This is a genomic window from Pseudomonas sp. Sample_22, assembly GCF_004307635.1.
GTDB lineage: Bacteria > Pseudomonadota > Gammaproteobacteria > Pseudomonadales > Pseudomonadaceae > Aquipseudomonas.
Genome location: NZ_RCNY01000095.1, coordinates 1 through 18,719, shown reverse-complemented (window position 1 = coordinate 18,719; position 18,719 = coordinate 1). Strand labels below are relative to the sequence as shown.

The 18,719-nt window shown below is 58.8% G+C and carries 18 protein-coding genes and 1 pseudogene; 11 read left to right on the top strand and 8 right to left on the bottom strand.

Features of this window, described 5'->3' with window-relative positions:
- Window positions 1–286: 286 nt before the first annotated feature.
- The 3 genes from D8U73_RS28315 to arsC are packed head-to-tail and all read right to left on the bottom strand — an operon-like array spanning window position 287 to window position 1,661.
- Window positions 287–712: a DUF2069 domain-containing protein gene (locus tag D8U73_RS28315; protein ID WP_130906341.1), complete on the bottom strand. Its 426-nt coding sequence runs from the start codon at window positions 710–712 to the stop codon at window positions 287–289.
- Between the two features lie 2 nt (window positions 713–714).
- Complete coding sequence (gene wrbA, locus D8U73_RS28310) at window positions 715–1,311, bottom strand: NAD(P)H:quinone oxidoreductase (protein WP_008054817.1); 597 nt, start codon at window positions 1,309–1,311, stop codon at window positions 715–717.
- On the bottom strand, window positions 1,308–1,661 hold the full coding sequence (arsC, locus tag D8U73_RS28305; protein WP_130906340.1) for an arsenate reductase (glutaredoxin): 354 nt from the start codon (window positions 1,659–1,661) through the stop codon (window positions 1,308–1,310). The genes wrbA and arsC overlap by 4 nt, the downstream gene beginning before the upstream one ends.
- Before the next feature lie 114 nt (window positions 1,662–1,775).
- On the opposite strand from arsC, the gene D8U73_RS28300 reads away from it, so the two are divergent.
- On the top strand, window positions 1,776–2,243 hold the full coding sequence (locus D8U73_RS28300; RefSeq protein ID WP_056853131.1) for a TlpA disulfide reductase family protein: 468 nt from the start codon (window positions 1,776–1,778) through the stop codon (window positions 2,241–2,243).
- Window positions 2,244–2,356: 113 nt separating this feature from the next.
- Here the strand turns inward: D8U73_RS28300 and D8U73_RS28295 are convergent, their stop codons facing one another.
- The 4 genes from D8U73_RS28295 to D8U73_RS28280 form a co-directional block, all read right to left on the bottom strand.
- Window positions 2,357–2,761 (bottom strand): META domain-containing protein, encoded by a 405-nt coding sequence (locus D8U73_RS28295; RefSeq protein WP_056853130.1) that lies wholly within the window; start codon window positions 2,759–2,761, stop codon window positions 2,357–2,359.
- Complete coding sequence (locus tag D8U73_RS28290; RefSeq protein WP_007988765.1) at window positions 2,761–3,195, bottom strand: hypothetical protein; 435 nt, start codon at window positions 3,193–3,195, stop codon at window positions 2,761–2,763. Before D8U73_RS28290 ends, D8U73_RS28295 begins: the two co-directional genes overlap by 1 nt.
- A gap of 77 nt (window positions 3,196–3,272) precedes the next feature.
- Complete coding sequence (locus D8U73_RS28285; protein WP_130906339.1) at window positions 3,273–4,265, bottom strand: 2-hydroxyacid dehydrogenase; 993 nt, start codon at window positions 4,263–4,265, stop codon at window positions 3,273–3,275.
- 99 nt (window positions 4,266–4,364) lie between these two features.
- A complete protein-coding gene (locus D8U73_RS28280; protein ID WP_130906338.1) occupies window positions 4,365–7,118 on the bottom strand; it encodes a response regulator in 2,754 nt (917 codons plus the stop codon).
- 216 nt (window positions 7,119–7,334) lie between these two features.
- Here D8U73_RS28280 and D8U73_RS28275 point away from each other — a divergent pair, with 216 nt between their 5' ends.
- The 9 genes from D8U73_RS28275 (at window position 7,335) to D8U73_RS28235 (ending at window position 18,028) form a co-directional block, all read left to right on the top strand.
- Window positions 7,335–8,054: a response regulator transcription factor gene (locus D8U73_RS28275; RefSeq protein WP_130906337.1), complete on the top strand. Its 720-nt coding sequence runs from the start codon at window positions 7,335–7,337 to the stop codon at window positions 8,052–8,054.
- The gene (locus D8U73_RS28270; protein ID WP_130906336.1) at window positions 8,044–9,459 is read left to right on the top strand and encodes a sensor histidine kinase; all 1,416 of its coding nucleotides are present in this window, start codon (window positions 8,044–8,046) and stop codon (window positions 9,457–9,459) included. Before D8U73_RS28275 ends, D8U73_RS28270 begins: the two co-directional genes overlap by 11 nt.
- 154 nt (window positions 9,460–9,613) lie before the next feature.
- Window positions 9,614–10,636, top strand: a complete 1,023-nt coding sequence (locus D8U73_RS28265) for a PDDEXK nuclease domain-containing protein (protein WP_130906335.1) — start codon at window positions 9,614–9,616, stop codon at window positions 10,634–10,636.
- 107 nt (window positions 10,637–10,743) lie between these two features.
- Window positions 10,744–11,646 (top strand): cysteine synthase CysM, encoded by a 903-nt coding sequence (cysM, locus tag D8U73_RS28260; RefSeq protein ID WP_056853124.1) that lies wholly within the window; start codon window positions 10,744–10,746, stop codon window positions 11,644–11,646.
- Entirely contained in the window at window positions 11,646–12,998 is a 1,353-nt protein-coding gene (gene rlmD / locus D8U73_RS28255) for a 23S rRNA (uracil(1939)-C(5))-methyltransferase RlmD (RefSeq protein ID WP_130906334.1), read from the top strand. The genes cysM and rlmD overlap by 1 nt, the downstream gene beginning before the upstream one ends.
- Window positions 12,999–13,119: 121 nt before the next feature.
- Window positions 13,120–15,363: a GTP diphosphokinase gene (gene relA, locus D8U73_RS28250; protein ID WP_056853122.1), complete on the top strand. Its 2,244-nt coding sequence runs from the start codon at window positions 13,120–13,122 to the stop codon at window positions 15,361–15,363.
- Window positions 15,364–15,489: 126 nt separating this feature from the next.
- The gene (gene mazG, locus D8U73_RS28245) at window positions 15,490–16,323 is read left to right on the top strand and encodes a nucleoside triphosphate pyrophosphohydrolase (protein ID WP_056853121.1); all 834 of its coding nucleotides are present in this window, start codon (window positions 15,490–15,492) and stop codon (window positions 16,321–16,323) included.
- Between the two features lie 28 nt (window positions 16,324–16,351).
- Window positions 16,352–16,894: a DUF2058 domain-containing protein gene (locus D8U73_RS28240; RefSeq protein WP_056853120.1), complete on the top strand. Its 543-nt coding sequence runs from the start codon at window positions 16,352–16,354 to the stop codon at window positions 16,892–16,894.
- Window positions 16,895–17,080: 186 nt separating this feature from the next.
- On the top strand, window positions 17,081–18,028 hold the full coding sequence (locus tag D8U73_RS28235) for a hypothetical protein (protein ID WP_130906333.1): 948 nt from the start codon (window positions 17,081–17,083) through the stop codon (window positions 18,026–18,028).
- Window positions 18,029–18,094: 66 nt separating this feature from the next.
- Here the strand turns inward: D8U73_RS28235 and D8U73_RS28230 are convergent, their stop codons facing one another.
- Complete coding sequence (locus D8U73_RS28230) at window positions 18,095–18,283, bottom strand: hypothetical protein (RefSeq protein ID WP_056853118.1); 189 nt, start codon at window positions 18,281–18,283, stop codon at window positions 18,095–18,097.
- Window positions 18,284–18,449: 166 nt separating this feature from the next.
- On the opposite strand from D8U73_RS28230, the pseudogene D8U73_RS29380 reads away from it, so the two are divergent.
- Window positions 18,450–18,719 (top strand): annotated as a pseudogene (locus D8U73_RS29380) (hypothetical protein); the annotation flags it as partial.

Genomic DNA, 18,719 nt, shown 5'->3' with positions numbered 1-18,719 from the left:
CAATACCTGTGGGAGTTGCTCACAGAATTTGTGTTCAAACCCAATACCTGTGGGAGTTGCTCACAGAATTTGTGTTCAAGCCCAATACCTGTGGGAGTTGCTCACAGAATTTGTGTTCAAACCCAATACCTGTGGGAGTTGCTCACAGAATTTGTGTTCAAGCCCAATACCTGTGGGAGTTGCTCACAGAATTTGTGTTCAAACCCAATACCTGTGGGAGTTGCTCACAGAATTTGTGTTCAAACCCAATACCTGTGGGAGCTGGCTTGCCAGCGATGAGGCCCGATCAGGCGACGGATATCTCGCCTTCGCCAGCCAACTTGCGGTTCAACTGATACCGCCAGCGCACATACAACAGCGCTGAACAGAACACCGCGAGGCTCGCGGCCATCTCCAGCACGCCGAACATCTGCCGGTTCGGGTCATACGCGGCCAACGCGCCTTTGATGAAGTACAGGTTCACCACAAAGCACATCCATGAATGCCCCCGGGCGTTGCCGACAATCATCCCCGGTGCGAGCAGCAGCAACGGCACCAGCTCGATCAGCAGAATCACCCACGGCCGTGCACCGTGCAGATCGGCAATCATCAGGTAGTAAACGCAGAGCAATCCCACCAGACCAAAAAAGCACAACAGACTGATGACGCGCATCGCCTTGACGCGCGGTTCGAGCCATTCGATGGCGGGCAGGACCTTCGGCTTCTTGGCCACCTTCAGCCCTCCAGTTTCTGCGCAGTCTTGGCCAGGCGCATGCCCAGTGCACGGCACAGCGCCACTTCATGAGCGTCCAGACCGCTTTTGCCATCGGCTCCGGCGTGATGACTGGCGCCGTACGGCGTGCCGCCACCCTGGGTTTCCAGCAACGCCGATTCGCTGTAGGGCAGGCCGGTGATCAACATGCCATGGTGCAGCAATGGCAGCATCATCGACAGCAGGGTGGTTTCCTGGCCACCGTGCAGGCTCGCCGTGGACGTGAACACGCCGGCCGGTTTGCCCACCAGCGCGCCGGTCAGCCACAGGTTGCTGGTGCCATCGAGGAAGTACTTGAGCGGCGCCGCCATGTTGCCGAAACGAGTCGGACTGCCCAGTGCCAGGCCAGCGCAGTTTTTAAGGTCGTCGAGGCTGGCATAGAGCGCGCCTTCGTCGGGAATGTCCGGCGCCACGGCTTCGCATTCCGTGGAAATCGCCGGCACTGTGCGCAACCGCGCTTCTAGGCCAGCCTGCTCGACACCGCGGGCAATTTGCCGGGCCATTTCATTGGTCGAACCGCTGCGGCTGTAGTACAGCACCAGAATGTACGGCGCACTCATGGCAACAGTTCCAGAATCTGCTCCGGTGGACGACCGATGACGGCTTTATCGCCGACTTCGAGAATCGGACGTTCCATCAGTTTCGGGTGGGCGGCGATGGCTGCGATCAATTGCGCTTCGCTCAGGCTGCCGTCCGCGAGGCCGAGGGTCTTGTATTCGTCCTCGCCGGTGCGCAGCAGTTGCCGGGCACTAATGCCGAGTTTGCCCCGCAGACCCTGGATTTGCGCGGCGTCGAGCGGGGTTTCCAGATAGCGCACCACGGTCGGCGTCAGGCCACGGGCTTCGAGCAGTTCGAGCGCACCGCGGGATTTCGAGCAGCGCGGGTTGTGATAAAGCGTCAGATCGGTCATGAGCGGGTCGCATCTTGCGTAAGGTGGCGGCTATTCTAACTGTGCAGCGCGTAATCCAGAACCTTGGGAGGCGATGGGTCGCAGGCGCATTCAATTTTTGACAAGGAACACGACATGACAAGGCGACTGGCAGCAGCATTGACGATCATTGGGGCGTTGCTGTTGGGGGGCTGCGGAAACGACTACGGGATTGACCAGAATGGACAGAAAGTCGCCGCCGAGCGTCTGGATGGCAAATGGCTGGTGCTCAATTACTGGGCTGAATGGTGCGGGCCGTGCCGTACCGAGATCCCGGAGCTGAACGCCTTGGCCGATCAGCTCCAGAGCAAGAAGATCGGTGTGTTCGGGGTCAACTTCGATAATGTGCAGGGCGAAGAGTTGAAAAGCGCCAGTGAGAAGCTTGGAATCAAATTTACCGTGCTGGCCCAGGACCCTTCAGAAGTGTTCGAACTGCCACGCAGTGAGGCATTACCGGTGACCTATATCATCGATAACAAAGGCAAGGTGCGTGAGCAATTGATGGGAGAGCAGACAGCGGCGGGGGTGATGGCGAAGCTGGAGGCGTTGCAGGCGCAGAATTGAATCGAGGGATGATGATCGTTCCCCCGCTCTGCGTGGGAACGCCGCCTGTGACGCGGAGCGTCACTTGATCATTCCCACGCAGAGCGCGGGAATGATCAAGGGAGGAGGGGGCATCAACCTTCCTCAAGCCACCAGCGCAGCGGCTTGCCTTCGGCCGGCCAGAAACGCATCTGATCGATTGACGATACGTCCCAGCGTTGCACGTTTTCCAGCGCCTGAAGGAAGCGTTTTTCCTGCTCCATCAGCGCCGGCGCGCAGAGTTTGCGGGTGCTGCCGATTTTGCCGAAGCTCAGCTTGTTGCCTTCCAGGGTGTATGGCGCGAACCAGTGGTTGCAGCCACCATTGCCGTAGGCGCGACCATCTTCGCCGAGCGTGATGGTCAGGTGGCTGTAGTCCATCAACGGACGTTCGCCGATCCACTCCAGAATGTAGCTGCGGTTTTGTTGCAATTGCACCGGATCGGCAGCACAGCCCATCAGGCTTGCACCGACCAGCGCGGCCAGGGCGAGGTGTTTCATCACGCAGGCTCCTGGCACTTCGGGCACAGGTGCTTTTCGCCGACGGTGGTCCAGCCCAGCTCGGCAATCCGCGCAGTGGCGGCTGGCTTTTCGGCCTTGTTGCCCAACTTGGCGTCGACCGCGAACTCGAAGCTCAGCTCTTTTGCACAGCTGTCGCAGTTCACCTGCCAGGTGTGGATCGCCAGTTCGCCGAACACCGGGCCACTTGCTACCGCAACCCATTGCCCGGGTGGATTGATCAAGTGGCGAACCGTTTCGACGGTCAGGCGCATGGACAAGTCCTTGGCGCCCTTGAGGGTCACTACCAACACGTCGTTATTGCGAATCGAGCCGCCGTTGCCGGTGACTTGATAGCGCCCCGGCACCAGGGCGCGGCATTCGGTGAGGGTGTGTTGCGGGTTCATCAGGCTGTAGCGGAAATCGTGTTCGACCATGGGTCCTCCAAATATGCGCGATATGCTAGCACGGGCATTCGCGTTGCATGGTGCGGGCACATGACCTTCGATCAGGTTCAGTCACCTGTGACCAGGTTTTGCGCAGTGCCGGCGTTCCAGGTCGCAATGTTGTCGAGGGTGGTCGCGGCAATCGCGCCAAGGGCTTCGCGGGTCAGGAACGCCTGATGCGCGGTAATGATGACGTTAGGGAACGTCAGCAATCGCGCCAGAACATCGTCCTGCAACGGCAGGTCGGAACGATCCTCGAAGAACAGCTGCGCTTCCTCTTCATACACATCCAGCCCCAGATAACCCAATTGCCCGCTCTTGAGGGCGTCGATCAGCGCCGGGGTGTCCACCAGGCCACCGCGACCGGTATTGATCAACATCGCCCCCGGTTGCATGTGCGCCAAAGACTCGCGGTTGATCAGATGCTTGCTCTGTTCATTGAGCGGGCAGTGCAGGCTGATGATCTGCGATTCGGCCAGCAGTTGCGGCAAGCCCAGGTATCGGGCACCGAGTGCTTCGACCTGGGGATTGGGGTGGGGGTCGTAAGCCAGCAACCGGCAGCCGAAACCGTTCATGATTTTTGCGAATGTAGCGCCGATCTGCCCGGTACCGACCACGCCGACGGTCTTGCCCACCAGGTCGAAACCGGTCAGCCCGTGCAGGCTGAAGTCGCCTTCGCGGGTACGGTTGTAGGCCCGGTGCAAACGTCGGTTGAGCGCCAGGATCAGCGCCATTGCATGCTCGGCCACCGCATGGGGCGAGTAGGCCGGGACGCGCACCACCGCCAGCCCGAGGCGTTTCGCCGCTGCGAGGTCGACATGGTTGTAACCGGCCGAACGCAGGGCAATCAGGCGTGTGCCGCCCGCCGCGAGGCGTTCGAGCACCTGTGCACTGAGATCATCATTGATAAAGGCACAGACGACCTCGTGATGTTCGGCCAGCGCCACTGTATCAACGCTCAGCCGCGCCGCCTGAAAGTGCAGCTCGATACCGGGCGGCAGATCCGCGGCGAGAAAACTCTCGCGGTCGTAGTTCTGGCTGCTGAATAAAATCGTGCGCATGTGTTCTCCCTGAAGACTCAGCGTTTTCAAGATCAAAAGATCGTCGCCTGCGGCAGCTCCTACATTAGTCCTTCCCGCTACCGGCGTCTTTGCGCCAGGTCAGGCATTGATGCGCGCCTGGGCGGCCAGGCGATTGATTGCCCGGTCGAGTTCTTCGAGGGCGCTGTAGGCTTTCGGGTCCTGTTGCTTGAGCAGGGTTTCGCTGCGTTGGCAGGCGGCGCGCAGTTGCGGCACGCCGCAGTAACGGGTTGCGCCGTGCAGGCGATGGACACGTTCGATCAGCGCGTTGTGATCGCGGCTTTCCTGGGCCTGGCGGATCGCTTCACGGTCGGCTTCCAGCGACGCCAGCAACATCGCCAGCATGTCTGCTGCCAGATCGGCCTTGCCCGCGGCCAGACGCAAGCCTTCTTCGTGATCGAGCACTTGCAACTCAAAGGCACCGTTGTGGCTGTCGCTGGCGCGCTCCGGGCTATGGTTGCGCAGCGCCAGGCCACTCCATTTCAGCACCACCTGCGCCAGTTGCCGCTCACTGATCGGTTTGGTCAGGTAGTCGTCCATGCCGCTTTGCAACAAGGCGCGTTTTTCATTGGCCATGGCATGGGCGGTGAGCGCCACGATCGGCAGCGGTGTGCAATGCCGCTCGCTCTCCCACTGGCGGATCGCCTCGGTACTTTGCCGTCCGTCCATTCCCGGCATCTGCACGTCCATCAGCACCAGGTCGAAGGTCTCGTTTTGCACCGCTTTGACGGCTGCGTAGCCGCTTTCCACGGCGAGCACCTTGGCGCCCATGTCTTCGAGCAACGTCTGCACCAGCAGCAGATTGGCCGGGTTGTCGTCAACGCACAGCACTTTAGGCGCGCGACTGGAAACCGGTTCGCCGGGTTCGCTGCGAATCTGGCGCGGGTTGACCAGGTCGGACAGTGCGCGTCGTAACTTGCGGGTGCAGGCCGGTTTGGCCTGGAGCTGGCTGTGAGGGTTGGGCACCGAGAGGTGGAACAGCGTCTGCTCCGTGGTCGGACAGAGCACCAGCACTTTGCAACCAAGGTGTTCGAGGTCCCAGATGTATTGATTAAGGCGCTCGGGCGGCATGTCATTGCTGGTGACGCCCAGCACCGCCAGGTCGATGGCCTGATCGGTCTGATGGACGCCAGTCACGCCATTGGTCAAGCTTTCCAGCGTGTTGAACGGCGTGACCGCGAGACCGCAATCTTCCAGTTGATGCTGCAGCGCCTGACGGGCCAGGTCATGGTTTTCCAGCACCGCCACACGACGACCCGACAGCGGCGGGCCGGGCAGGTCTTCGGCATCGTCGCGGGTTTTGGGCAGGCTCAGGCTGATCCAGAACTCCGAACCTTCGCCCGGTGTACTGTCGACACCGATCTCGCCGCCCATTTGTTCGATCAGTCGCTTGGAAATCACCAGCCCCAGCCCCGTGCCGCCCGGTTGCCGGGACAGTGAGTTATCGGCCTGACTGAAAGCCTGGAACAGCGCGCGTACGTCCTGGCTCGACAGGCCGATGCCAGTGTCCTGAATACTGATGCGCAGTTGCACACTGTCATCGTGTTCTTCTTCGAGCATGGCCCGGGCGACGATGGTGCCTTCGCGGGTGAACTTGATGGCGTTGCTGACCAGATTGGTGAGGATCTGCTTGAGCCGCAGCGGGTCGCCGACCAGCGACAAAGGCGTGTCGCGATACACCAGGCTCACCAGCTCAAGTTGTTTGGCGTGGGCAGCGGGGGCAAGGATGGTCAGGGTGTCCTGCAGCAGATCGCGCAAGTTGAACGGAATATGGTCGAGCACCAGTTTGCCGGCCTCGATTTTCGAAAAGTCGAGGATCTCGTTGATGATCCCCAACAGGCTGTCGGCAGACTTTTCGATGGTGCCCAGATAATCGAGCTGGCGCGGGGTCAACTCGCTTTTCTGCAGCAAATGGGTAAAACCGAGAATACCGTTGAGCGGCGTGCGGATTTCGTGGCTCATGTTGGCCAGGAATTCGGATTTGATCCGGCTCGCCTCCAGTGCCTCCTTGCGCGCCAGGTCGAGTTCGATGTTCTGGATCTCGATGGTTTCGAGGTTCTGGCGAACATCTTCGGTGGCCTGGTCGATGCTGTGCTGCAATTCTTCCTGGGCATTTTGCAGGGTGCCAGCCATGCGGTTGATGCCCGATGCCAGTTCGTCCAGTTCATGACTGCCAAGGGGTGGCAGCCGGGTTTCCAGATGACCGTCCTTGAGTTGGGCTACGGCCTGCTTGATCTGGGTCAGCGGCCGGTTGATGGTGCGGCCCATGCGCAAGGCCAGCAACGCCGCGCCACCCAGGCCGACGGCGATCATCATCAGGCTGGCGAACAGGCTGCGGTAACCGCGCAGCAACATGCCATTGTGCGACAGTTCGAGCTCGACCCAGCCCAACAGGCGATCGGCCTCATCGGGTATCACATCGCCTGCCAGATTACGATGCTTGCCGAACACCGGCAGCAGATAACGCGTCGCATCGCTGCCACTGCGCCGCAACATTTGCGAACCATCGCCCAGCGGCGCCTGGTTGAGCATGGTCGGTCCCGCATGGGCCAGTAACGTGCGGTCAGGTGCGAGGAACGTTACGGCACGCACGTCCGGCTGCTCGAGGGATTGCGTAGCGATGCGTTCGAGCAGCTCGTTGTTTTTATGGCCCATGGCCGGCGCTACCAGCGGCGCCAGTTGCTCGGCGATCATTTCGCCACGTTGCATGAGTTGGGTTTGCAAGTCCGATTGCTGCATCCAGGTGAAATAACCACCCAGGACCAGCGCCATGAGGCTGGTCGGCAATAGAGTCAGCAACAGCACGCGGCCTTTGATTCCCAGTTTCTTGAGCACGCATCTCTCCTGCATCCAGCTATCGATAGTCCTGCACTCGCGTGTGGCATGCACCACCTGCGCAGTGTAGCGATTTGCTGGCGGGCAATCTTCGTAAAATTGATGTCGTCGTTCGTCGGCCAGTTCGGGCCTTTTCAACGGTTGCGCAAAGTGTCGGGTTGCCTCAGGCGAAGCAATCTTGAATAATTATCAACTGAGAATTATTTGCAGATACTCATGACTCCCATCGCCTCTGGTCATCCGCGCATCCTTTCCATCGAAGACGATCTCGTGCTCGGTGCTTATGTCCATGAGCATCTGGGCCGCAGCGGCTTTCAGGTGACCTGGTGCCAGAACGGCCAGGAAGGCCTCGCCGCTGCCCGCGAGCAAGCCTTCGACGTGGTGTTGATGGACATTCTGTTGCCCGGACTGGACGGGTTGTCAGTGCTGACGCAATTGCGCCAGAGTCACTCCATCCCGGTGTTGCTGATGTCGGCGCTGGGGGCCGAAGCGGATCGCATCAGTGGCTTTAGCCTGGGGGCTGATGATTACCTGACCAAGCCGTTCAGCATGGTCGAGTTGCGGGTACGCATCGAAGCGATCCTGCGCCGCGTCGCCCTCGACCGTCAGCCGACGCCGGCAGCGATTGCGCCGCCGCGGGACAGCTTGCATTTCGACGATGAACAGTCCGAGGTTTTTTACGGCCAGCGAGCCGCCGGCCTGACCCGCAGCGAATACCGCTTGCTGGAAACCCTGAATCGCAATGACGATGAAGTGTTGAGCAAAGCCTTCCTTTATCAACATGTCCTGCAACGCGGTTACTCTGCCCATGACCGCAGTCTGGACATGCACATCAGCCAGATCCGCCGCAAGCTCAAGGCCATCGGCTATACCGAACGCGAAGTGCGGACGGTCTGGGGCAAGGGCTACATTCTGAGCGCCAGTGATGAAATGTAATGTGCCGGGCCGGCACTCGCTATTCTGGAAGCTTGCCTGTTTGCTGGTCGCATTCTGTTTGCTGATGATCTGGTTGAGCTGGTCCTGGGGTCGTTATATGGAACAGCGCAATCAGTTCCTCTCCGATGATGCCCGCAGAACCCTGACGCACTACGCCGCCGAAGCCGAACAAGCCTGGCAGGTGCGCCAGAACGCCGGCATCGATGACTGGTTGCAGGCGATGCATCAGCGGGAAAAAGGCTGGGTCGGTGTCATCGGCGGTGATTTGCAGTCCTTGAGCAACCAGTCACTTTCGGACAAGGAAATCGAGCGCCTGACCTTCCTGCGCGGATTGGATTGGCCGATCCACAAAAAAGGCCGGCCGTGGATGCGGGTACCGTTCCCTGGCGACCCGTCCACCGGGAGCCTGGTAATCGAGTTGCCCGAACGCTTTCTGCCGGGACAATATCGGGTGTTCTGGCGGGTGATCACCAACGGTGTGATTCCGGGCTTGTTCACATTGCTGTTATGCGTCGGGCTGTATCGCCTGTTGGTGGTACCGCTCAATCACTTGCGTGCTCAGGCCAATGCCTGGCGGGCCGACCAATTGAGTGTGCGGCTGTCGAGCCGCACGACCAATCGTACCGATGAGCTGGGTGAACTGGGCAGAGCGTTCGATCATATGTCCGAACGTCTGCAAAGCACGGTTGCGTTGCAACAGCAATTGCTGCGCGACCTGTCCCACGAATTGCGCACACCACTGAGTCGCCTGCGGGTGGCCAGTGAAAGCGAGCAGGGCCTGGAGTCGTTACGCGAACGTATTGGTCGTGAAGTCGACGGCATGCAGCGATTGGTGGAAGACACGCTGCAACTGGCCTGGCTTGACACCGAACGCACCCGATTGCCTGATGAAGCGATCCAGGTCCAGGCATTGTGGGAAATGCTCACCGAAAACGCCTGCTATGAAAGCTGCTGGCCGAACGGGCAGTTGCTGTGTTCGGTGGACGCTTCCTGCTGGGTTCGCGGCCATCTCGATACGTTGGCCCAAGCGCTGGAAAACATGTTGCGCAATGCTATTCGTCATTCACCCAAGGGCGGCATCGTCCTCCTTGGTGGCCGGCGTGACGGCGAGTACTGGCATCTGTGGCTGGAGGACCAGGGTGGCGGCGTGGCGCAAGCAGATCTGGAACGGATCTTCCTGCCTTTCACCCGCCTCGATGGCTCGCGGCCCGGGGACGGCGGGTTTGGTCTGGGCCTTAGCATCGCGAGGAATGCGGTGCAGCGACAGGGCGGGCAGCTGTGGGCCGAGAATACGGGTAGCGGGTTGCGGATGAACATGCGGCTGATCGCGGATGAAAGCCAAGTCAGTGATAGCGCTTGCGCCAGCAAGACTGCGCCTGCACTGGCGTCCCTTCAAACCCAGTAAGTGCGAGCTGCAAGGTCAGCCAAGCCCTCAACATCTGCTCACGCCGGAGCGTTCCGGCATTGTTGTACGACATTTCCGAAAGGGTATCAGCGGCATTTTCATACTTCCTTGACCGATTAAGCTCTGGCCTTCAATCATCCTCAAGGAACTGAACATGACTGCACCGGACGTAACCAGCGGCACATCAGATGATCGTTTCAGCGAAGTGCTCGCGCTGATCCACGGTGCCAGACAGCAGGCCATTCGAGCGGTCAATACGCAACTGATCGAGTTGTACTGGCAGGTCGGTGCTCATATCAGTCGCAAGCTGGAACGGGCCGAGTGGGGCGATTCCGTGGTCGGTCAATTGGCTGAGCATCTGGCGAGGACGCAACCGGGGTTGCGCGGGTTTACCCGGCGTAACTTGTTCCGTATGCGCCAATTCTACGAGGCCTATCGGGGCGATGAAAAAGTGTCAGCACTGCTGACACAATTACCCTGGACCCACAACCTGCTGATTCTGACTCAGAGCAAGGACCCTCAAGAGCGCGAGTTCTATTTACGTATGGCTATCCAGGAGAAGTGGTCAACTCGTGAGCTGGAGCGCCAGTTCAAGGCAGCATTATTTGAGCGCAGTGTTACTCAGCCGGCAAAAATCTCAACAGCACTGAAACAAACCCACCCCTCGGCGCTGGAGATTTTCCGTGACGCCTACATGCTCGAATTTCTCGACCTGCCCGGAACCCATGCCGAAACCGATTTGCATCAGGGGCTGCTGGCGCGTCTCAAGGAGTTCCTGATCGAACTGGGCCGTGATTTCTGTTTTGTCGGCTCCCAATACCCGCTGCAAGTTGGCGGGCGGGATTTCGCCCTGGACCTCTTGTTCTTCCACCGGGGACTTAACTGCCTGGTAGCCATTGAACTCAAGGTCGGTCGTTTTGAGCCGGAGTATCTGGGCAAGCTGAACTTCTACCTGGAAGCACTGGACCGCGACGAACGAAAGCCTCATGAGAACCCTGCCATTGGAGTCCTGCTCTGTGCCAGCAAGGAAGACGAGGTGGTCGAATATGCGCTCAACCGCAGCCTTTCACCGGCGCTTATCGCTGAGTATCAGGTACAACTGCCGGACAAACTGCTGTTGCAAGCCAAGCTGCACGAGTTCTACGCATTGAATGTCGGGAAGGCGGATGAGGACTGAGCCAGGACTTATTCCTGTTAGCCATAAGCACCACACTTTGCGTGATATGGCCTTCGAACGTTTGCCGGTATGATAGGCGCCCCCGCAGTCTGGATTGCGAATACGCCATGACCTTGCAGTACCCAACCATCGCCGATTGCGTCGGCAACACTCCGCTGGTTCGTTTGCAGCGCCTGCCTGGCGCCACCAGCAACACCCTTTTGCTCAAGCTTGAAGGGAATAATCCGGCGGGTTCGGTCAAGGACCGTCCGGCGCTGTCGATGATCACCCGCGCCGAATTGCGTGGGCAGATCCATGCCGGCGATACGCTGATCGAAGCGACTTCGGGTAACACCGGTATTGCGTTGGCCATGGCCGCCGCGATCAAGGGTTACAAGATGATCCTGATCATGCCGGACAACTCCAGCGCTGAACGCAAGGCTGCCATGACCGCTTATGGCGCCGAGTTGATTCTGGTCAGCCAGGAAGAAGGCATGGAAGGCGCCCGCGACCTCGCCCAGCGCATGGAGGCCGAAGGCCGTGGCAAAGTGCTGGATCAGTTCGCCAATGGCGACAACCCCGAGGCGCATTACACCACCACTGGCCCGGAAATCTGGCGTCAGACCCAGGGCACCATCACCCATTTCGTCAGCTCCATGGGCACCACCGGCACCATCATGGGGGTTTCGCGGTACCTGAAAGAACAGAGCGACGCCGTGCAGATCATCGGCCTGCAACCGATGGAAGGCTCGGCGATTCCGGGTATCCGTCGCTGGCCCCAGGAATACCTGCCAAAGATCTATCAGGCCGATCGCGTGGACCGGATCGTCGACATGGCGCAAAGCGAAGCCGAAGACGTGACCCGTCGACTGGCCCGTGAAGAAGGCATCTTCTGCGGTGTGTCCTCGGGCGGCGCCGTGGCTGCGATGCTGCGTCTGTCCAAAGAAGTTGAAAACGCGGTGATCGTCGCGATCATCTGCGACCGTGGCGACCGTTACCTGTCGACCGGCATTTTCGACGCGCCCAACTGATGGCCAAACATGAAAGAGGCCTGCGCTTCCAGCCCACCGGCGGCAGCAAGGCCCCGCAAGTCCCGACCGGCAAAAAACAGCGCCTGACCATCGAGCGCCTGGCCAATGACGGTCGCGGTATCGCGTTTTTCGAAGGTCGTACCTGGTTCGTCATCGGCGCATTGGCCGGTGAAGAGATCGAGGCGCGTGTACTTGGCGCCCACGGCAAAGTGGTCGAGGCGCGCACCGAACGGGTGTTCAAGGCCAGCGAACTGCGCCGCCCGGCACCGTGCGCCCATGCCGGCCGTTGCGGCGGTTGCAGCGTGCAGCATCTGCCACATGACGAACAGCTCGCCCTGAAACAGCGCATGCTCGCCGAGCAGTTGTCCAAGGTCGCCGGCGTCGAGCCCGAAGAGTGGGCTGTCCCGTTGAGCGGTCCAGAGTTCGGCTACCGTCGCCGCGCCCGCGTAGCCGTGCGATGGGACATGAAAGCCAAGATGCTCGAAGTCGGTTTCCGTGCCGCCGGCAGCCAGGACATCGTCGGCATCAATGAATGTCCGGTGCTGGTACAACCCTTGCAGCCGATCATGACCGGCTTGCCGCCGATGTTGCGCCGCTTGAGCAAACCTCAGGCACTCGGGCATGTGGAGTTGTTCAGCGGCTCATCACTGGCGGTTTTGCTGCGACACATGGCGCCATTGTCCGAAGGCGACCTGACCATTCTCAAGGATTTCTGTGCGCTCCATGAAGCCCAGTTGTGGCTGCATGGCGACGGCGAGCCGCAACCGGTCGAGGCCGGTCAGGCGCTGGGATATCGTCTTGAGCAGTGGGATCTGGAGTTGGCTTATCGTCCAGGGGATTTCATTCAGGTCAACGCCGGCGTCAACGAAGCGATGGTTGCCCAGGCGCTGGACTGGCTGAAACCTGCAACGGATGAGCGGGTTCTCGATCTGTTCTGCGGTCTCGGCAATTTTGCCTTGCCGCTGGCCAAGGCCACTCGCGAAGTGGTGGCGGTGGAGGGCGTGCAGACGATGGTTGATCGGGCGGCGGCAAACGCGGCTAGCAATAATCTGCATAACGCGAAGTTTTTTCAGGCCGATTTATCCCAGCCGTTGACCGATGCCGAATGGGCGCGGGAAGGCTTTTGTGCGGTACTCTTGGACCCACCGCGTGACGGTGCTTTCGAGGTTGTGCGCAAGCTCAGGACGCTGGGTGCCGAACGGTTGGTATATGTGTCGTGCAATCCGGCAACTCTGGCGCGCGACACGGTCGAATTGATCAAGCAGGGCTACCGGTTAAAACGTGCCGGGATTCTCGATATGTTTCCTCAGACGGCACATGTCGAGGCCATGGCGTTATTTGAAGCGAGCTAGGATGCTCGTCTGGTCCGACTGGCCCGCCCGTGCAACCGCGCATCAGCCCGACGTGGGCGCACGGGCAACGAAGGTCAGCGATTTGACGCATTGAATCTGCGTCGTAGGGAAGGTAAGCAAGATGGTACAGGTGAGAGCACACCAGCCGATCAACACCGACGGCAGTATCAATCTCGAGGCTTGGCTCGATCATGCGGTCAGTGTCGATCTGGCGCTGGATCGCGAAGCCTTGAAAGAGGCTTGCGAGTTCGCTCGCGAGTCTGAGCAGCAGGCCAATGCGGCCAAGAATTTATGGTCGGAAGGCAACTCGAGTTTCCGTACCGGCCTTGAAATCGCCGAAATTCTCGCCGACCTCAAACTCGATCAGGATTCGCTGGTCGCTGCGGTCCTGTACCGAGGCGTGCGCGAAGGTCAGATCCCGTTGCCGGCGGTCAGCCAGCGCTTTGGTCCGGTGGTCGCCAAACTCATCGACGGCGTGCAGCGCATGGCGGCTATCAGCGACAGTCTGAGCCCGCGTAAATCCATGGTGATGGGCACTCAGGGGCAGGTCGAAAACCTGCGCAAGATGCTGGTGGCGATGGTCGACGACGTGCGTGTCGCCTTGATCAAGCTGGCCGAGCGCACCTGCGCGATTCGTGCGGTAAAAACCGCCGACGACGAAAAGCGCAACCGCGTGGCCCGTGAAGTCTTCGACATCTACGCGCCGCTCGCCCATCGTCTGGGGATCGGTCATATCAAATGGGAGTTGGAGGACTTGTCCTTCCGCTACCTTGAGCCCGATCAGTACAAACAGATCGCCAAATTGCTGCATGAACGGCGACTCGATCGCGAGCGTTTCATCAGCGAGGTGATGAGCCAGCTGAAAAACGAATTGCAGGCCACCGGCGTCGATGCAGACATCAGCGGCCGGGCCAAACACATCTACTCGATCTGGCGCAAAATGCAGCGCAAAGGTCTGGAGTTCAGCCAGATCTACGACGTTCGCGCCGTGCGTGTGCTGGTGCCGGAAATGCGCGATTGCTACACCGCGCTCGGCATCGTCCACACCCTGTGGCGGCACATTCCCAAAGAGTTTGACGACTACATCGCCAACCCCAAGGAAAACGGCTACCGCTCGCTGCACACTGCTGTGATCGGTCCGGAGGGCAAGGTGCTGGAAGTGCAGATCCGCACCCACGCCATGCACGAAGAAGCCGAGCTGGGGGTTTGCGCACACTGGAAGTACAAGGGCACCGACGTCAAATCCGGTTCCAATCACTACGAAGAGAAAATTTCCTGGTTGCGGCAGGTGCTCGAATGGCACGAGGAACTGGGTGACATCGGTGGCCTGGCGGAACAGTTGCGGGTCGATATCGAGCCTGACCGGGTCTATATCTTCACCCCGGACGGTCACGCCATCGACCTGCCGAAGGGCGCGACGCCACTGGACTTTGCCTACCGCGTGCACACCGAAATCGGTCACAACTGCCGTGGCGCCAAGATCAACGGGCGCATCGTGCCGCTCAACTACAGCCTGCAAACGGGTGAGCAGGTCGAGATCATCACCAGCAAGCATGGCACCCCGAGTCGTGACTGGCTCAACCCGAACCTGGGTTACGTCACCACCTCGCGGGCGCGGGCGAAGATCGTTCACTGGTTCAAGCTGCAGGCCCGCGACCAGAACGTCGCGGCCGGTAAAACCCTGCTTGAGCGCGAGCTCAATCGCCTCGGTCTGCCGGCGGTGGACTTCGACAAGCTGGCCGAGAAGGCCAACATGAAAACCGCCGAAGACCTGTTTGCCGCGCTCGGTGCCGGTGATTTGCGCCTGGCGCAGTTGGTCAACCTGGCGCAGCAATTGGTCGAGCCGGAACGCGGCAACGAACAGTTGGAACTCATCCCGCGCAAGGCGACCGGTTACAAGCCGGGCAAGCGCGGCGACATTCAGATCCAGGGCGTCGGCAACCTGATGACCCAGATGGCCGGCTGCTGCCAGCCGCTGCCAGGGGACGCAATCGTCGGTTACATCACCCAGGGCCGTGGCGTCAGCATTCACCGCCAGGACTGCGCATCGGTGTTGCAATTGGGCGGACGCGAGCCAGAGCGGATCATCCAGGTCAGCTGGGGGCCGGTGCCGGTACTCACGTATCCCGTCGATATTGTCATTCGGGCCTACGACCGTTCCGGTTTGCTGCGTGACGTTTCGCAGGTATTGCTCAATGAGCGGATCAACGTGCTGGCGGTCAACACCCGTTCGAACAAGGAGGACAACACGGCGCTGATGTCCCTGACCATCGAGATTCCGGGGCTGGATGCATTGGGGCGGTTGCTGGGGCGGATTTCCCAATTGCCGAACATCATCGAAACCCGGCGTAACCGTACGCCGTGAAGAACGACGCCGATCAACTGTGGGAGCTGGCTTGCCAGCGATGGCATCACCTCGATTTTCCTCAGAGATCGAGTTGTCCGCATCGCCGGCAGGTCAGCTCCCACAGGTCTTGTTGAGACTGACCCGATGTATTCACTTGAAGACTTGCTTCATCTGATGAACCGCCTGCGCGACCCGCAGTACGGTTGCCCGTGGGACATCAAGCAAACCTACGCCACCATCGTTGCGCATACCCTTGAGGAAGCCTACGAAGTCGCCGACGCCATCGAGCGTGGTGACTTCGATCATTTACAGGGCGAACTCGGCGACTTGCTGTTCCAGGTGGTTTATTACAGCCAACTGGCCCGGGAGGAAGGGCGCTTCGAGTTCGACGGTGTGGTCGACAGCATCACCCGCAAACTGATCCGCCGGCATCCCCACGTGTTCCCTACAGGTGATCTCTATGCGCCGCTGGATGTGCCTCGGTTGACCGAAGAGCAAGTCAAGCAACGCTGGGAAGAGATCAAGGCCGAAGAGCGCGCGGAGAAATCTGCGGCACCGCTGCAGCTGTCGTTGCTCGATGACGTGCCCGCTGCATTGCCGGCGTTGTCACGCTCGGCAAAATTGCAGAAACGCGCAGCGCAGGTGGGTTTCGACTGGCCCGATGCTCTGCCGGTACTCGACAAGGTCCGCGAAGAACTCGACGAAGTCCTCGAAGCCATGTCGCAAAACGATCCCGAGGCGGTGGCTGGCGAGATCGGCGACCTGTTGTTTTCCGTGGTCAATCTTGCGCGTCATCTGAAGATTGACCCGGAAACCGCACTACGTGGCGCCAATGGCAAGTTCGAGCGACGTTTCCGTTTTATCGAACAGGCATTGCGCGACACCCACCGACCCATGGAAGATTGCACCCTCGAAGAGTTGGACGCCTTGTGGGGCGAAGCCAAACGTCAGGAAAAGAATTTGCCCAGCTGCGGTTGAGCAGTTGCCTAAGTGAGTAATAAGCACCATGAGCATTTCCCTTCGCGACCAGTTGCTCAAAGCAGGGCTGGTCAACCAGAAGCAGGCCAAGCAGGTCAGCAAAGACAAACAGAAGCAACAGCGTCTGGCCCACAAAGGCCAGGTCGAACTGGATGATTCCCAGCAGCGTGCAGCCCAGGAAGCCATGGCCGAGAAGGTCAAGCGCGATCAGGAGCTCAATCGCCAGCAGAAGGAAAAAGCCGAAGCCAAGGCCCGTGTCGCGCAGATCAAGCAATTGATTGAAGCCACGCGCCTGCCGAAGCTGACGACTGAGGATTACTACAACTTCGTTGATGACAAGAAGGTCAAGCGTCTGTCGGTCAATACGCTGATGCGCAACAAGCTCAGCAATGGTTCGCTGGCCATCGTGCATCATGCCGGTGGTTATGAAGTCATTCCCCGTGAAGCGGCGCTGAAGATCCAGGAGCGTGACCCTCAGCGCATTGTGCAGCTGAACGTGAAGACGGAAGAAGTCGCAGCCGAGGACGATCCGTACGCGGCTTACCAGATTCCTGATGATCTGATGTGGTAATCCATCTGTCTTGTTAGCGAACTTACATGTTTGCTGGCAATTCACTTGATTTTTATATTGAGCCCGAAACATCGTATCGATACGATCTTTCGGGTTTTCTTTTGCCAAAAATACTTTACTTGCAAGTGAAGTTGCACAGCGGAGAAAACCCAATGGAATGAATTTTATGACATAAGGATATGTTTGATGTTGATCAATATTGCTTCGTTGCGCCAACCTACTTTTAAATCACAATTTTCCAAACAAAGACCGTCCTACCTATCCATCAATGATTACCTGACGAGCGAACTCGATGCGCGGGTTGATCATGTGCGCTGGAAAATAAAGGTCGCAGCCAAGGCCGCTCGCGAGCGGCATGCGGGTGCCGCCTGTCTGTTCTTTACCCTGCCCGAGTTCTTCTGGAACATACCCTGGCACGTCGTGCAGAGTGAGGAGGAACTTCACGAACTGAACTCCGCTTACCTTGAAAATCTATCGGCTGCTGTCATGACGTTGATGGAGGATCTCCCGGTTGAGCATTATGGGAAAATCGTTTTGCTGGGAGGAAGTTGCGCAAGCCTTATAAAAATTGAGCAGAGCGACTCCAATCATTACGAGGCCATCAATTATTTGCTGGTCATCTCCAACAAAGAGTATGAGGTGGATAAACCGCTTATTTCGATGTGGCCAAAACGTTATGTGTCAGGTATCGATTTTGGCCGGCATGTCGGGACATCGGCGGGGTATTGGTACTTTAATCTTTTCGGTGACTTTGTTGTAAAGGTCAAGGCGCTCAGCAGTGTGCAAGCCGAACACAGTTACTTCGACAGTTATGAAGGAAGATTTTTGAACAATCTTGTTCCCGGCTGTCCGTTCGGCGTCAATCTGTGCCTTGATTATTCGCTGCTTAAAGAGGGCGAGCGAGACGAGGAGATTGAACTGAAAAATTCGAAGATCGATTTTCTGATTGCTTGTGGCATGGGCTTGGACTACAGCAAACGGCATCTGCCATCGATACAGTACTCCGTCAGGAACGACGGTTTCGACGATGGGGAATGCGAGGTGGTCAGACATGACGCGGGAAAGATCGTCGGGGTTGTCCCTTCAGTGGTGATCGATGGCGATGTTCATCTGGCTTCTTTGCGCATTACGTAACGTGTCAGATTGCGCTGCAGCTCACTGTGTAGGAAGGGCGAGCTGCAGCGAGGGCACGTTTCGTGTTCAGCCAGTCATGAGTTCGCGTTCATGTTCCAGCATTTCCAACTCGGCCTTGTAATTCTGGGCGTCGGTCTCGCTATGGAACATCCCCACCAGCAATTCCTGTTGATGTACATCCCAGATCCGGATACCGGCGGCTACGCCTTCATGGGACATTTTTGAATCGTCGCGTTCAGTTACTTTTACAGTCATCTGCTAGCTCCAATCTCTGTTATCTGCAGCAAGGCATGTGCAGGACTCTGTTATATGTTTTGGTAGCTTGCTAAGTAAACGACTGGCTTTGGAAAGGGTTTGTTGCAGAATTGGAAACAGTCCTGCAGCCCACGGAAACCGCGACATTCAGTCGCAGGGCGGATGGTTGCATGACAAAAGCTTCATCTTCCATCGACACATTTCATCTTGTGGGAGCTGGCTTGCCAGCGATAGCGGTGTGTCAGCCGATGCTGATGTTTGCTGTGCCGACGTCATCGCTGGCAAGCCAGCTCCCACAGGTAATATGTCAGCCTGGTTAATTCAAAAGGCAAAAAAAAACGCCCCGAACCAGTCGGGGCGTTTTCATGTGTGGCTCAGCGAGGAATTACTTGCCTTCCCAGCGCTTCAGTACCAGCGTGGCGTTGGTGCCACCGAA